This window comes from Bradyrhizobium sp. CSA207 (assembly GCF_029051685.1).
In the GTDB taxonomy this organism is placed as follows: Bacteria; Pseudomonadota; Alphaproteobacteria; order Rhizobiales; family Xanthobacteraceae; genus Bradyrhizobium.
On record NZ_JAACFT010000018.1, the window covers coordinates 53312 to 68191 of the forward strand.

A 14880-nucleotide genomic window follows, 5' to 3' on the forward strand; every position below is an offset into this window, starting at 1 on the left:
GGTTGTTTTCGCGCTTTTAGTCCAGCAGCCGGGGCCGCGCGTCTCTCGTGAAGATTGATTGAATCGCAGACGATTGCCGGGAGCTCATTGCTGCCATAGGCGATATCGAGTCGCTTGTGCGTTAGCGGCAGGCGAAGCGGCGAAAGCCCGGCAATCTCTTCATCGGTGAGCTTGAGATCGAGAAAACGCTCTGAGTTGCTAGAAGCCGAAATAGCTCAGCCCCGGATGATCGTCGGGCCGGCGGCCCAGCGGCCAACGAAACTTCCGTTCGGATTCGGAGATTGGGTGTTCGTTGATGCTCGCGTGACGTGTGCGCATCAAGCCGTCCTCAGCAAATTCCCAGTTCTCGTTACCGTAGGCACGAAACCACTGGCCGCTGTCGTCGTGATACTCATAGGCAAAGCGCACTGCAATGCGGTTGCCGGCGAACGTCCAGAGCTCCTTGATCAATCGATAATCGAGCTCCCTATTCCACTTGCGGGTCAGAAAGGCCTGTGCCTCCTCGCGGCCGTTGGCGAACTCCGCGCGATTGCGCCAGTGGGTGTCGACCGTATAAGCCAGCGCGACCTTGGCGGGATCGCGGCTATTCCAGCCATCCTCGGCCAATCGGACCTTCTCGACGGCGCTCTGTTCGTTGAACGGCGGCAGCGGGGGGCGAGACATTTCAATTCTCCTTTGATCGTGCGTTGAGGGTGATCGATGTGCTTGCGTGTTTGGACTGCGAAACCCAGGAAGAGACTGTTGGACTGTTGCGTGGGATGCGCCGGTCTTCCGGTGTTGAGAAGCGCCGCTTTCAAAGGGCGAGTTGAATTCGATTGTCGTCTTGCCCCGCCAGCTCTGCAGGCACGGCGGAGCAAAGCAGGATTTCATCGTCAGCAATCTTCGCCGCGGGCTCGTTCACGTAAGTGACGGTGCCGGCAAGCAACTTCGTCTTGCATGTGCCGCAGGTGCCGGCACGGCAACTGAACTCTGGTGAAAGCCCGCGGGCCTCCGCGAGGTCGAGCAATGTCCCCGACTGAGGCGTCCAACGCGCTTCCTTCAGCGAGTTCATGAAAGCGACCGGTACAGGGTTTGAGGAAGGCGGCTTGTTCGCAGGCGCCGCCGCGCCTACATCGGCGGTCCGCTTCAGCGAAGAGGGCCCGAACGCCTCGGCGTGGATTCTGCCGTCCGCGATGTTGTACACTCGCAGCCCATCATACAATGCTCGAGTGAACTGGGTTGGGCCGCACAGGTAGAATTCGTAGTCGTTGAATTGTAGAAATCGCGTGAGGAGCGTCATGTCGATCCGGCCGGGCGCATCATAGTCCAGGCCCTCCCGGGCACCGGACGCGTCGCTGAGCACCCGAACGAGCTTCACGGCCCCTTGCGCCGCTTCCACCAGCTCGGCCAGCTCCCTGTCAAAGGCGCGGTCCTGCTTCGAGCGCGCGGCGTGGAAGAAGACCGTAGGGCGGATCCGCTGCTTGCGAAGTCCCTCGTAGACGATGTGTCGCAACATCGCAAGCATTGGCGTGACACCCACGCCGCCGGCCAAAAGCACCGCCGGGCGCGTGGCGCGCGCGTCGATCGTGAATTCTCCGGCCGGTGCGCGCGCTTCAATGATGTCGCCCACGCGGATGAAATCGTGCAGGTGGCTCGAAACGACGCCGTCGCGCTTGACGCTGATCCGGTAGATCCCATCGGAAGGGGCGACAGACAGCGTATAGGTCCGTAGCACGGGCTTATCGGTGCCTGGAAGCGTGACCCGAATGGGCAGGTGCTGGCCGGCCTGGTGAGGGAGAAGCCCCGCGCCGTCGTCCGGCTGCAGGTGAAAGGAGCGGATCGACGCGCTCTCGTCGACGACCTTGGTGACCTTGAGCGGGCGCCAGCGCGTCGCAAGCTCGGCTGCGCGCAGACGGTCGGCCGCGTGGTCCCAGTCGCCGGTCATCAACGAACTCGGCGACCGGCCATCCTCAGTGTACGTCCAACGCAGAGCCAGTGCACCGCGCCTGCGCACGATCCGTCGGGCGCGAAACGTCCATAACCGCTCAGCCCCCTGAAACGCTGCGATTTCCGGCGACTCCAACAGCACTTCCGCATCGCCGGTCATCTGCAACATGTCGCCCGTTGTGAAGTCGACGAACAGAAGTCCGGCCTTGCCGTTCAGCAGGATGTTGCCGAGGGTCGCGAAGAAAAGGTTCCCATCGAAATCAGGAATAGTCAGCGTTCCGTCCTCGGCTACGCGCACGAAACCAGCCTTGCCGCCGCGATGTGACACATCGACTTGGCGACGGTCCTCGCGATCCACATAGGACGCAACGAAGAAGGCGTCCGCGGCTTCAATTATCGCATGCGCAGCTGAATCAAGCCCGGACATGTCCTCGACGACACCAGCGAACGCCCGGCCCGGGTCGCGGTCGAATGCGAAATCCCTCAGCTGGATGTAGCGGGGACAGTTTCCGAAGCTCTGGTCGACCTCGACGGCGAAGCCGTTGCCGGCGATGCGAAGAAGGCCATTCATGCGATTTCGCCGCCGCGTGTGCATCTCGATCCCGAGAAGGCCGAGGGCGCTTCCATCGGCCATGCCAACGCTCGCCGGGTCGGTGGGATCGGGCCAGGCGGCGATTTCGAGCGTCGTCCGCGTTGGCGAGTTCATGAAGCCCGGCGTTCCCTCGAGAAACGTGGCCCAGGAATCTCCGTTCGCATCGACGCTCCCCAGGACGATGAATGGGAGCTTTGCATAGAAATCGCGATGCTGATCAGGCATATGATCCCGCACCACGCGCCGACCGACGATCTCCATCCGGTCGGCAACGCCGACCCTGGCCTGGATCGCTATTTCGCCGGGATGCCAGGTATCGAGCCTTTTCGCCGACCCTTGATCGTTCATCGTGCCAGTTCCTTCTGCGTTGAGAGCGGGCGCGCCGCAAACGCGCCCGCGGCACGTCCTTACGCAGCGGCGGAGAGGCCGACAAGCCCGGCAGGGCCTCGATGCGGCGCAGGAAGGCGTTGACGCGGGCGTAGCCGGATAGATCGACATTGCCTTCCGGAGCGCGCGCCACGTAGCTGTAAAGCGCCACATCCGCGATCGTCGGACCTTCGCCGACAAGCCAGTCAGCATCCGTCAGATGAGTTTCGAGCCGCCTCAGCAGGACATGGGCTCGGCCGATGACGTCCTCGGGATTATGTTTGGCGCCGAACACCGTGATCAGCCGTGCCGCCGCGGGGCCAAAGGCGACTTCGCCAGCTGCAACCGAGAGCCAGCGCTGAATTTGCGCGGCGGCCCTTGGATCCCCCGGCAGCCAATCCTTTCGATCGAACTTCTTGGCGAGATAGACTAGGATGGCGTTCGAATCCGAGACGACGATGCCATCGTCATCCAACACTGGCACTTGGCCGAAGGGATTGAGCGAGAGAAATTCGGGCTTCTTGTGCGCGCCTGATTTCAGGTCGACTGCGATCAGTTCGAATGGCTCTCCCAGTAGAGAGATGAAGAGCCGGGCGCGGTGCGAGTGGCCGGACAAGGGATGATAGTAGAGCTTCATAGTCGTGTTCCTGAATTCGATGGCTGGGTCAATTCCCGTTGCCGCCAGTGCACGTTGTCCCAAGGGCGATCTGGTGAGAATGCTCCGTTTCAGCACTTCATTATTGCAGCGAACGCAATTATCCGGTGCGCTTGCGCTTGGTATCCGCCGATCTGGGTGCACCCTGGAGCAAATCCTCAACCGTTGAGACCGGTTCGCCAGTTGCTCGCTGATACCTGATTTAGAACGTCGCTCGCGGAAGCTATGAGCTGCTCGCCTGGCCGGTCAGCCTCATGCATGCTGGCCAGCAAATGCTGCCCAAGAAATCGCGCGCATTCTTCGACTTTGCGGCCCCGGCTACGAGACCGCCTCCAGGAGGAAACTGCGGCATTCGAGACCTAGTGGCTGGAGAGGGAGGTCGCTCTGACCGGGCGGGCCGCGGGCCTGCCAAGGCCGCAGTGGCGAACGTCACAAAGGGCACGCCTGGACGCGGCAGTAAGACGTTGCCGGTAGTATCAAAGGGTGAATTGCTCTTTTAGGCGCGGCGTCATCCAATTGAGAAAGGTGCGAAGTTTGATTGGCATCGGCTTGCGCGGTGGGTAGAGGATGTGTACCGGCAGCGGCGTCGGCTCGAATTCATCGAGGACGATATCGAGCTTTCGCTCGCGCATTGCGCCATCCATCTTGTAGGACATCACTCGCGCCAGGCCAGCGCCATCGATGGCGGCGAGCACCGCGGCTTCGGACGTATTCACGCAGAGCTGCGACCTGATCGGTGCCGCCCTGGTACGATTGCCGGAGACGAACCTCCAGGCCGTAGCTGCGGCATGATCGTCGATCGTGATGCACTGATGTTTCGCTAGATCGCCGAGCGTTTTCGGCCGTCCGTGCGTCTTCAGGTATGAGGGGCTTGCGCAGACGACGATACGGATCGATCCGATCCGCGTCGCGATCATGCTGCTCTCCGGCAGGGGACCGATACGGATCGCGACATCGATATTCTCATCGGTGATGTTTACGACTGCGTCGGTCAACTTCAGCCTTAGCGAAATGTCCGGATGGGCGTCGAGGAATTCGATCGTGTGCGGCAGCAAGTGGGTGTGGCCGAGCCCCCACGGTGCCGTTACCGCCATCTCGCCCTTTGGCAGGCGGTACTCGCCGGATAGCTCCCGCTCGGCATCCTCGACCTGCTCGACAATGCGCTTGCAGGCTTCGATGTAGGAACGTCCGGCGTCGGTTAAGGTCATTCGGCGCGAGGTACGCTGAAACAGCTGGGCTTTGAGGCGGGCTTCGAGCTCGGAGACTTTCCGGCTGATGGTCGCAACCGGCAATTTGAGACGGCGCGATGCCGCCGAGATGCTGCCGGTCTCCGCTACTGCAATGATCGCCGACATCGCCTCGAGGCGATCCATCTGCCCACCTTCCCAAATTTGCGAAAGTTCCTTCTCATTTATATGGGCTGCACCGCGGTGGCGCAATGCGGTACGTCGCATCGTATCGGCGATCTGTCGAACGGCTGTGAGTGACTAGGTCGCGGCATGGGAAGCAGCATGTGTCGACAAGATTAAAGCTCACTCTGGACCCGGAATTCGACATGAAGGACGTTCGTTTGTTCGGCCCGCTTGCCGCCCTGAGCCGCCGGCGTTTTGCTTTGGGCCTGCCGCTGTTGACTGCGGCCGCAGCCGTTTCACAGAACGTGTCCGTGGCGAACGCAGCGCCCGGTGGCAAGCCGCCGATCGTCACTTATCATCGCACCAAGACGGTCGACGGCATCAAGACCTTCTATCGCGAGGCCGGGCCGAAGGGAGCTCCGGTCGTGTTGCTCCTGCACGGCTTCCCGACGTCCTCACACATGTTTCGCAATCTCATTCCAGAGCTTGCCGATCGCTATCACGTCATCGCTCCCGATTATCCCGGCTATGGCCAGAGCGATATGCCCGACCGGACCAAGTTCGCCTACACTTTCGACCGCTTTGGGGAGCTGGTTGACGGGCTGCTCGATCAGCTGGGCGTCCGTAACTTCGCCATGTACGTCATGGACTACGGCGCGCCGGTTGGCTGGCGCCTGGCGCTCAAGCATCCCGAGCGTGTGACGGCCCTCATCGTGCAGAACGGTAACGCCTATGACGAAGGTTTGAAAGAATTCTGGGACCCGATCAAGGCCTACTGGGCCGACCACTCCGAAGAGCATCGCAAGGCGCTGTACCAGCTGGTTACGCCGGAGATCACCAAGTTCCAGTACACCGATGGGGTCAGCGACGTGACCCGCGTTTCGCCCGACAATTGGGTGCATGACCAAGCCCTCCTGGACCGTCCCGGCAACGCCGAGATCCAGATGGATCTGTTCTACGACTACCGCACCAACCTGCCGCTCTATCCCAAGGTGCAGGCCTATTTGCGCAAGCATCAGCCGCCCACGCTGATCGTCTGGGGCAAGAACGACAAGATCTTCCCGGCGGACGGCGCCCACCCCTACAAGCGCGACCTGCCGAAGGTCGAGTTTCATCTGATCGATACCGGGCACTTCGCGCTCGAGGACAAGGCCGACGAGATGGTGCCCCTCATCCGCGATTTCCTTGGCCGCAAGCTTGCCTCCTGAGCCGATGAGCCAACACGGCAGACCCTCCCGCAGGCATTTCATCGCGACCTCCACCGGCCTGGCGGCAAGCGTCGCGGCCGGCCAGGCTATCGCCGACACCCTCGCCGACGTGCCGGCGCGCGCGGTCGGCGCGGATCTCAGCGGCCATAGTGAGCGGTCGAAATATGTGAAGATCGGCCGCATTCCCGAAGCGGGCCCTGGCAAGCGCAACGTCGATCCGAGTGACGCGATCAATTCGAAGGCGCCGCTAGACAAATTGGTCGGCAGCATCACGCCGACGGATCTGCACTACGAGCGCAGCCACTCGGGGGTGCCGGATCTCGATCCGGCGAAGCACCGGTTGCTCGTGCATGGCATGGTCCGCAAGCCTCTCGTGTTCAACGTGGATGATCTGAAGGCGATGCCGTCGGTGTCGCGCACGGTCTTCATCGAATGCACCGGCAATGGCTGGGAGAATTGGCACAGGGCCGATGAGAACCTCACGGTTCAGAACACCCATGGTCTGGTCAGCACCAACGAATGGACCGGCGTTCCTCTGAGGTTTCTCATTGACCTGGTCGCCAAAGATCGCGATTCGACCTGGATGTTGGCCGAGGGTAGCGACGCGGCCGGCGTGGCTCGCAGCATCCCGCTCACCGACGAGATCCTGAATGAGGCGTTCGTGGCCTACGGCCAGAACGGCGAGCCGCTGCGACCGGCGCACGGCTTTCCGTTGCGTCTGGTGATGCCCGGCTTCGAAGGCAACCTCAACATAAAATGGCTGCGCCGGCTCGAATTCGGCGATCGGCCCTGGATGACGCGATGGGAAACGGCGCGCTACACGCAGCTTCAGGCGAACGGGAAGGCGATCCAGTTTCAGCTCCGTATGGAAACCAATTCGGCGATTACCTCGCCCTCCGGAACGATGACGATCAAGCCAGGGTATAATCGCATCACGGGTCTCGCCTGGAGCGGTCACGGCAAGATCGCGAAGGTGGAGATCTCCACCGACGGCGCGAAGAGTTGGAAGGAGGCCGAACTCAATCTGCCTGCCCTGCCCAAAGCGCAGACCCGATTTCAGATGGATTGGACCTGGGACGGCAAACCGACAAAGATCGTAAGCCGTTCGACAGACGACAAAGGCAAGGTTCAGCCCGATCGAAAATCCTTCATCGCTGAGGTGGGAACCAACGCGCTGTTTCACTACCACGCTCAGCAAACCTGGAGCATCGACGAGACCGGAAAGGTCCGCAATGTTCTCGATTAGAACTGCATTTTTCGCAGGAGCGATCGCGCTCGCTCTCGGCTCGCCCGTCATCGCATCTGATTTCGGTCGTCCGGCCACGCCCGACGAAATCGCGCTGTGGGACATCGACGTCAGGCCGGACGGCAAGGGGTTGCCACCGGGAAGCGGGACGGTTGTGCAGGGCAAGCAGGTCTTCGCCGAGAACTGTGCGGCGTGCCATGGTGACGGCGGAGTAGGCGGGATCAAGGACCGTCTGGCCGGCGGGCAGGGCACGCTCGCGTCTGGCTTGCCCGTGAAAACCGTGGGCAGCTATTGGCCATACGCCACAACGCTGTTCGATTACATCCACCGGGCGATGCCCTACCAGGCACCAGGTTCGCTCAGCAACGACGACACCTACGCGGTTGCTGCTTACATCCTGAGCTTGAATGGCATTCTGCCGCCTGACGGCAAGCTCGATCGGGACAGCCTGCCGAAGGTGAGCATGCCCAACCGGGACGGTTTCGTGCCGGATCCGGAGTTCGATCCGGCCAAGCTGTTCAGGAAGAGATAAGCTTGAACTCGGCAAGAACCGTCATCCTGGTCTTGATCGCAGCAATATTGATGGGAGATAGTGTCATATCCGCCGACGGGTTGGTCACGCTGCGTAGCGCTTTCGGTCCGAGTGAAACCATGATGCGGCTGGAGGCCGAGGTCCGTGCCAGGGGAATGACGGTATTTGCTCACATCGACCATGCTGCCGGCGCCGCTGAGGTCGGTCTGTCGCTGCGCCCGACGGATCTGTTGATCTTCGGCGCGGCCAAGGGCGGCACTCCGCTGATGCAATCGGTGCAAACGATCGGCATTGACCTGCCGCTAAAAGCGCTGGTTTGGCAAGATGAAACAGGCCTCACTCACCTATCGTATAATGATCCCGCCTCCCTAGCGCGCCGTCATGGCCTTGGCGAGGCCCGCAAACCCGTCACCGAAGCGATGTCTGGCGCCTTGAAGTCAATCGCAGCGAAGGCCACCGCGCCCTGACAAGTTTCAGGCGGAACGATCCGCTAGCCGATTGGATTTTGGATCGCTTCTTGCGAAAACGCCAGGCGCGCCGGCGGTCGAACGATTTCCGTCAACGCAGTTCAACTTCCTGGTGAGCTGCTGGGTATCGAGCCAGACCCGCATGGAATAGTTCATGCTGGCGAACAGGTGTGCCTGGCCGACGCCCCGAGTACTGGCGACCGCATCGATCAGTTGATGTTACCCGGCCATGGCTGGGGCAAGTGCGCGCCTGGGATAGGCGTTAATGAGCAAACCTGTCCCCTGCTAGACGCGCCGCTGCACAATCCATTCTGAGCCCAGGAATCGAGGTGAGGGGAAAGGGAAAGTCGCTGGAGTGAGCCGCCGGAGATGGCCGCTGTCCAGTTCGAGAACAACGGCAGAGAGTGATGAGGCAAGCACAGTGCCGTATATGATCGTGGCATCCCCCAAGAGGATAGGCAAATCGATGCCTACTGGCGGAAGGCCTCGCGACCTGGTGTTGCTCGTCAACCAGACCGAGGCGCCAGTTTGAAGGGTCCAATCGAGAGTGTACGCCGCCCAATTCAATTTCAAACGCCGCGGTTAATTGCCGGCCGTTCGTACGAAGTTTGGATCTCCTAAATCTGATGGATGTCAAAACCGACTCGGTGACAAATTGTCGCCCGCGAGGTGCGCGTCTTCTTATCAGCCGGGACTATCACCTCATCTCGAAGGGATACTTTCCGACCTGTCAATTGACTTCGGTTTCCCGCGGCGATCCGCGGGGGATTACGTCTAGTCCTCGATCTCGGCCGCAATATCCATCGCTTTGAGGTTCCAGCTCCACGAGAGGATCAAAAGCAAAATGACCGGGCAGGCGGTCAACACCATTGCTTTCAAATGCAACTCCCGCATGGACTGAAAGAAAAATGGCGCGAGCATCATCGTTATCCCAACGATCGCAGCCCCGGCGCTCAGATTGCCAAAGAACCTTGCTCGGACCCTCCGAATCTCGTTATTGGCCGCCTTCCCCATGATCTGCCTCTATAAGCTATCTGCGTGCTCTTACTTCTCTAAGCTGGTGGCGCCATAACATTCGCCGGGATCCGCTCACGAGCCAAGTAAATGTTGTGGCCGTCTGTAGGCATGGCAAAAGCCGAACATGGCCTGCGCGCCACTAGCGCATTTCGCCTAGAGTCATCCTTATCCGAGGACCAAGGGCGCGCAAGCCCAGCCCTCGGCGAGATAGTTACAACCCACGCTTCTACACTTCGCTTGATGCTGCCATTGCGGCTTGATTGTCCTTCACTGCCACGGTTCAGGAGCGAAAGCTTCTTCTACCCGCCAGCACAACGCCATCGCGAAATGAACACCTGAATCGCGATCTCAATAAGCATCCTGGCTCGAAAGCACAATCGCGGTACGGATTAAAATGCGAAGATCCAGCCAGATGCTCCAATTGGTCACATACCAGACGTCGTATTCGACGCGCTTTTTCATCAAGTCGATGGTTGGTGTCTCACCACGGAAGCCGTTGACTTGGGCCCAGCCAGTTAGGCCAGGCTTCACGTGGTGGCGATAAGCGTAGTTGCTGATCATCTGATTGTAGTAGTTGTCGTGCGCAAGCGCGTGCGGGCGCGGGCCAACCAACGACATTTCTCCGCGCAGGACATTCCAGAGCTGAGGCAATTCGTCGATGCTCGTCTTGCGCAAGAGACGCCCGATCCTGGTAACTCTCGCATCCCGTTTGCTTGCCTGTCTAATCTCCGGGCCATTGTCCGAAACCGTCATGCTGCGAAATTTCCAGATATCGAACAGCCCGCCGTTGAATCCGCGGCGTGTTTGACGAAAAATGACGCTGCCCGGCGAGTCCAGCTTGATCAGAATCGCTGTCATGATCAGCAGCGGGGCCATGCACAACAGCCCTAGAGAGGCCAAGCTGACATCGAGGCCGCGTTTCAGGGCACGTTCAGCGATTGAAGGAGGGGCGCGCTGGAGTTCGATCGCCATCGTGCCGCTTATGGGCACGAAAGGCCGTGACACGAGGTCCGCGATCGCGAAATCAGGCAGCAAGCGGATGGCATTTGGTACCTGGCGCAACCGTTGGCTCAGCTTTTGTAATGTTGGAAGTTCGTTCCAGTCGAAAGCGAGGAGAAATTCATCTGCTTCCGCAGCACGAGACTCTCGAACGATCTGGAGAACATCCCGGTCCCACGCTGCGTCGTCGTGCTGCGGCGTCAAATTCAGCACGACGTGATGCACGACCTCAAAACCGTTCTTGCGCAAATCCTTGAAGCGGCTGGAGGTGAAATCGAGGGGTCTTTGGCTGAGCAACACGACCCGCCGCTTGAAGGAGTGGCCCCTGGCAAAGGATGAAGTCAAGACGAGGCGCCAGACCGCGCGGTGTGCGCCCAGACTAATGAGGCCCATTGCCGCGAACAAAATGATGGTGGCGCGGGACAGAACGGCCGTCGATTTCAACAGGAAAGCAGCGACCGCAAGAATTGTCAGTGACAAGACCCAGACAAGAAGGACTTTGCGCGATTGCCATCTCGCATTTAGCAGATTGTGGCGGTCGTAGCCGCCTTGAACGAAAGCAATCGTGACAAATAGCATGGCCACGATCGAGCCAGCGCCCACTGAAAGTTCATGGTCGGCCGGAATTCCCATGAGTTCACGATGAGCGAGGGAAGCGCAGACATAGCTGAGCAGAACCAGCAGGAAATCGCCCGCCATGATGACGATTTGAAACGGTCCTTGCAGCGAGGGGCTACGACCGGTGACTGTAGGAGATAAATGCTTGGAACCGTATGTGGCTGAGGACATCGAGAGCCTCTTTCGAAAAGACTAGCTGCAGCAATTCATTACCTTTAACGATCATTCGTCCCTCGCGCCCGTAGATCAGCAGAAGGATATTGCTCCATGCGTCCCATGAACTTGACGAATCTCAACCGCGAGATCCGGCGCTTCATGATGAGACAGCAGAAGGAAGGTTCGTGAGCGCAGAGATATGTCATGAGGACGCGACGTCGACGACCGTCTCTCGATCCATATTCAGCGCGGCTTAATTCGCAAGCTCACCGATGCCGAGTGATTCACGCAAGCCGTTATCGAGGTGCCAGGACGCGCAGGCACGGCGATGGGGAATTTGGGGCGCGCCGCATGCTCGCGGGTCGTGTCGGAGGTGGCGACTCGGTCAACGGTGGAGGGGGGTCCGCAGTAAATTGCGAGGTGCTCCCGGAAAAGAAATAGAGGGTAGACCAATCTGCTGACAGTTCGACCCAGTTGCTGTTGCCAGCCCCTCGATTGTTAACGCCACTATGCGGCGAATCCGGGGCTCGCCACCAGTCGGCTCCAATGTTGGCGACAACCTTCATGTTCGGATCCGACGTTCTCATGTCCATCTGCACGTACACTGCATCCACGCTTCCGGCAGCGAAGCTGCCTCGTCTCACCATCCACATCAGGTCGTTGCGGCCAGGCGGAGGACTGCCGACAAGGGTGCCTCCATCGGCTTGCACCTCGACCTTCATTTGGATGGCCAAATTCTTGGGAGCCATAGCGTCAAAGTGGGCTCCAACGATCTCGTTTTCATTCTGGTCTTGCACGAGGGCCCATTCCTTTGTGGCGCGGAGGCGTACATACGTCTTTCCATTTGCCACGAGGATCTTTCCGTCCGAATTGGCGGGTTGGGTCGCCCCAAATGTTGGAAAGACCGAAGCTAGTCCTGTGACGGCCGTGAAGTCCGCAGGGGGGCCACCGTCATCAGGTTTGGAGGTGCCGTTGCACCATGATGACGTTTTGGGAGCGCCGGCGGGAAATGCCTCGCTGTAACCTGGAGTATTTTGCTCGATGACATTCAGCGAGAGCCCGGCCGCGACGGCTTCGCTTGACGAAACGGAGCCTTCTGGAGTGGCCACAAAAAACGCAGCCAATCCGATTGGCAAGAGCCAAGTCTGGAACCGCCGAAGGGTGCGGACCGCACATCCAGGTGTTGTGAGCAGCACGTGCAGAGCGGAAAAATGATGAGCGCCAGACATAAGTACCGACCCATAATCAGTTAAGCTTTTCCGCCTATACCGTAGGCATCGAATACGTGGCCGACTTGACGAACGTCAATTGGCTGAACGATTGGAACTGAGGTCACTGACGACGGCAGGGCCGTTAGTCGGAGCTGCAAGACTGGGACGTCGTGCGTTCGATTTATTTGGCAGGGCCACGTGGCGACGTGTTGCAGGCCATGACAGCCAGGCGTTGCCCACCGTTCGCACGCACTGGTGCGAGTGTTCGACAAGTTATGGCATCAAACAACTATAGGTTATTGCGCAGGCGCGTGCTGTTACGCTCGGCTTGTCCGATAGTGAGACCGTTTGTAGCTGAATACCAAGACGCCGACGGGGTCGCACGCGCCTGTCTCGAGCCAAGATTGTCGATATAGCGCCGTGCTGGAGTCTCGATAAAGAAGTACGAGAGATACGCAATCGCGAAGATGATCGCGTAGCACATCGCGCAGAATGCGGACATCGAGCTGGTGGAAGCGTGAACCAGCTTGTCAGCAACCGCATTCATGACAATCAAAATGATGAGAGAATGCCACATGTAAAGTGAGTAGGTGAGTTGCCCAAGAGGAGCTAGGCGGCTCACAAATGTTGGCACGATCCGCTGCGTGTCGGCTGCGACCGCGGCGATCGCTACGACATAGACGAGCCCAAGTGCAACCAGGTGGGGAACATACGTAATCATTGAGGCCAGCAGCAGCACGAAGGACAATAGCAACAAGCGCCCGGGCGCAGGAATCACGCTGATTTTGTCTCGAAAGTGGAACAGGGAGACTCCAATCATGAAGGAGGGGAGCGCCCTGAAAGGCGGCCACACATCTACCCACGAGCGATCGACTGCGTTCTGGGCCAAGTCGACGACAATAGCAGCAACAAGAGTAAGGACAGCTGCCACGAGAAGTCCGAACCTTGATCTCAGGCCCGCCCAGGCGAAAAGCGGAAACATCAGATACATCACCATCTCGGCGCCTATCGACCAAGACACGCTGCTAAACGAAATTCCATTGCCGCAGATCGCCATTGCGTTCAGGAGAAGTGCAGTCTCTGCGATGCAGCGAAGCTCGAAAGTCGGTTCGTGAGTCCCCGCCTTGCCGAGCGCGACAAATCCGGACCAGACAATCATGGAAATTAGTAGCGTCAACCAGTGGAGCGGCATGAGCCGTCCGACTCGTCTCTGAAGAAATGAGCCATAACCGGCGAGAGTATCGACTTTTCCTTGATACACGTGCGCGATCACGAATCCGGAGATCACGAAAAAAAGGTCGACGAACAAAGCGAGGCCGCTCGGCAGCGTGGGCCGGACGGCCGCCGGAAAAAAGAATTCAAAAGAATGGCGAACGACGATACCGACGGAGGCGACGAATCTTAGCAGATCCAGGTGCAGCATCTCGTTGGATGCGGCGCGAAGAGCTGGCAGTTTCCACGAGTTTGCAGTCATGGCACGTTGCTCCAGCGCCTTCTTGCTCGGCTCGGCGAGCCGCCCCGACGGACTTTGACCAATGCTCCCAAGGCCAAGGAGAGCACCAGAAGGGAGTCGTTCGACAAGGCATCGGTCGTTTTGATCGAGCCGGCGAAGGTGAGGCGCGAACCGGCCTCCATAAACTGGTGATAGCTTTGCGCGGCCTGATGCGAACTGTCATTGACGTTGGCAATCTTCCGCTCGCCCGAACCAACCGTCGGCTCAAGCGACCCGCTATCCATGAGTTTCTCACCGCCCCGTGTCGGCATCGGGGAGGGCGGGGGCGTCGCCGCGGGTGGCATGTCGATCGCTGATCCCTGGAGCGGCGGGGCTGGACCCGCGCGAAACTCCTCCGCGCTCATGGAATAGAAGCCGACCGTCTTCCATTGGGTCGAGAGCTCAATCCAGTTGCTGCCGCCGATACCTGGATTGTTACTGTGATCATCAAGATAGGGGGCCTTCGTGTGTCGCCACCAGTCTGCGCCCACCATGGCCACGAGATGCAAGTTCGGATCGGTGGTCCTCATGTCCATTTGAACGTAGACGGCATCCACGGTTCCGGCTGGGTAGGTCCCTCGAGCTTTATACCAAAAATGGTTGTTGTAGCCGGCTGGAGGAGCGTCGAAGGAAATGGCCGCGCCGGCCAGAGGGATTGCTTTCATAGGAATGGCCACATTCCCAACGAAGTCCGGGACGAAATGCCCTCCGGTCAGCTGGGTCTTGGACTGGTCCTGTACCAACGCCCATTCACCCGATTGCTTGATACGAACGTAGGTCTTCGCGTTTGCGACCTCGATCGCCGCACTTGGATTCGAATAAGGTGGTGCTCCGACCTTGGGGTAGACTTGCCCCCAACCCTCAACCGCGCTGAAATCTGCGGGCGGCGACCATAGCCCCCCGTCGTTCCAGCCTTGGTACCAGTTGTAGCTCGGAGGCACGCCTGCGGGAAAACCTTCGCTATTCCCGCGTGTGTTCTGTCTGATAAGATCGGACATTGAGACGTCCATCGGCCATTCCTTGTTTACGCGGTACGCGAGCTG

At 59.5% G+C, this 14880-nt stretch carries 11 protein-coding genes and 2 pseudogenes; 4 read left to right on the forward strand and 9 right to left on the reverse strand.

The features are described from left to right. Positions 1-32: 32 nt before the first annotated feature. From GWG65_RS21070 to GWG65_RS21090, 5 genes and pseudogenes are all read right to left on the reverse strand, one after another. Positions 33-176, reverse strand: a pseudogene (locus tag GWG65_RS21070) (alpha/beta hydrolase); the annotation flags it as partial. Between the two features lie 22 nt (positions 177-198). Continuing rightward, a complete protein-coding gene (locus GWG65_RS21075; RefSeq protein WP_275197476.1) occupies positions 199-663 on the reverse strand; it encodes a DUF1348 family protein in 465 nt (154 codons plus the stop codon). Between the two features lie 130 nt (positions 664-793). Continuing rightward, positions 794-2866 (reverse strand): pyridoxamine 5'-phosphate oxidase family protein, encoded by a 2073-nt coding sequence (locus tag GWG65_RS21080; RefSeq protein WP_275197477.1) that lies wholly within the window; start codon positions 2864-2866, stop codon positions 794-796. 85 nt (positions 2867-2951) lie between these two features. Next, positions 2952-3521, reverse strand: a pseudogene (locus GWG65_RS21085) (glutathione S-transferase); the annotation flags it as partial. Between the two features lie 494 nt (positions 3522-4015). Beyond that, the gene (locus tag GWG65_RS21090; protein WP_275197478.1) at positions 4016-4912 is read right to left on the reverse strand and encodes a LysR family transcriptional regulator; all 897 of its coding nucleotides are present in this window, start codon (positions 4910-4912) and stop codon (positions 4016-4018) included. A gap of 182 nt (positions 4913-5094) precedes the next feature. Between GWG65_RS21090 and GWG65_RS21095 the strand changes: the two genes are divergently transcribed. From GWG65_RS21095 to GWG65_RS21110, 4 genes are read left to right on the forward strand one after another with little or no spacing between them, the layout of a single operon-like run. Next, on the forward strand, positions 5095-6099 hold the full coding sequence (locus GWG65_RS21095; RefSeq protein ID WP_275197479.1) for an alpha/beta hydrolase: 1005 nt from the start codon (positions 5095-5097) through the stop codon (positions 6097-6099). A gap of 4 nt (positions 6100-6103) precedes the next feature. Continuing rightward, positions 6104-7345, forward strand: coding sequence for a sulfite dehydrogenase (gene soxC / locus GWG65_RS21100; RefSeq protein WP_275197480.1), 1242 nt, complete (start codon positions 6104-6106; stop codon positions 7343-7345). Then, positions 7332-7877, forward strand: a complete 546-nt coding sequence (locus GWG65_RS21105) for a cytochrome c (RefSeq protein WP_275197481.1) — start codon at positions 7332-7334, stop codon at positions 7875-7877. Before soxC ends, GWG65_RS21105 begins: the two co-directional genes overlap by 14 nt. A 50-nt stretch (positions 7878-7927) precedes the next feature. Further along, positions 7928-8344, forward strand: coding sequence for a DUF302 domain-containing protein (locus GWG65_RS21110; RefSeq protein WP_275197595.1), 417 nt, complete (start codon positions 7928-7930; stop codon positions 8342-8344). Positions 8345-9118: 774 nt separating this feature from the next. Here GWG65_RS21110 and GWG65_RS21115 read toward each other — a convergent pair. The 4 genes from GWG65_RS21115 to GWG65_RS21130 form a co-directional block, all read right to left on the reverse strand. Beyond that, on the reverse strand, positions 9119-9358 hold the full coding sequence (locus GWG65_RS21115) for a hypothetical protein (protein WP_275197482.1): 240 nt from the start codon (positions 9356-9358) through the stop codon (positions 9119-9121). Positions 9359-9709: 351 nt separating this feature from the next. Further along, positions 9710-11149: an undecaprenyl-phosphate glucose phosphotransferase gene (locus tag GWG65_RS21120; protein WP_275197483.1), complete on the reverse strand. Its 1440-nt coding sequence runs from the start codon at positions 11147-11149 to the stop codon at positions 9710-9712. 1485 nt (positions 11150-12634) lie between these two features. After that, a complete protein-coding gene (locus GWG65_RS21125; RefSeq protein WP_275197484.1) occupies positions 12635-13819 on the reverse strand; it encodes an acyltransferase in 1185 nt (394 codons plus the stop codon). Next, complete coding sequence (locus GWG65_RS21130; protein WP_275197485.1) at positions 13816-14835, reverse strand: hypothetical protein; 1020 nt, start codon at positions 14833-14835, stop codon at positions 13816-13818. Before GWG65_RS21130 ends, GWG65_RS21125 begins: the two co-directional genes overlap by 4 nt. Positions 14836-14880 lie beyond the last annotated feature (45 nt).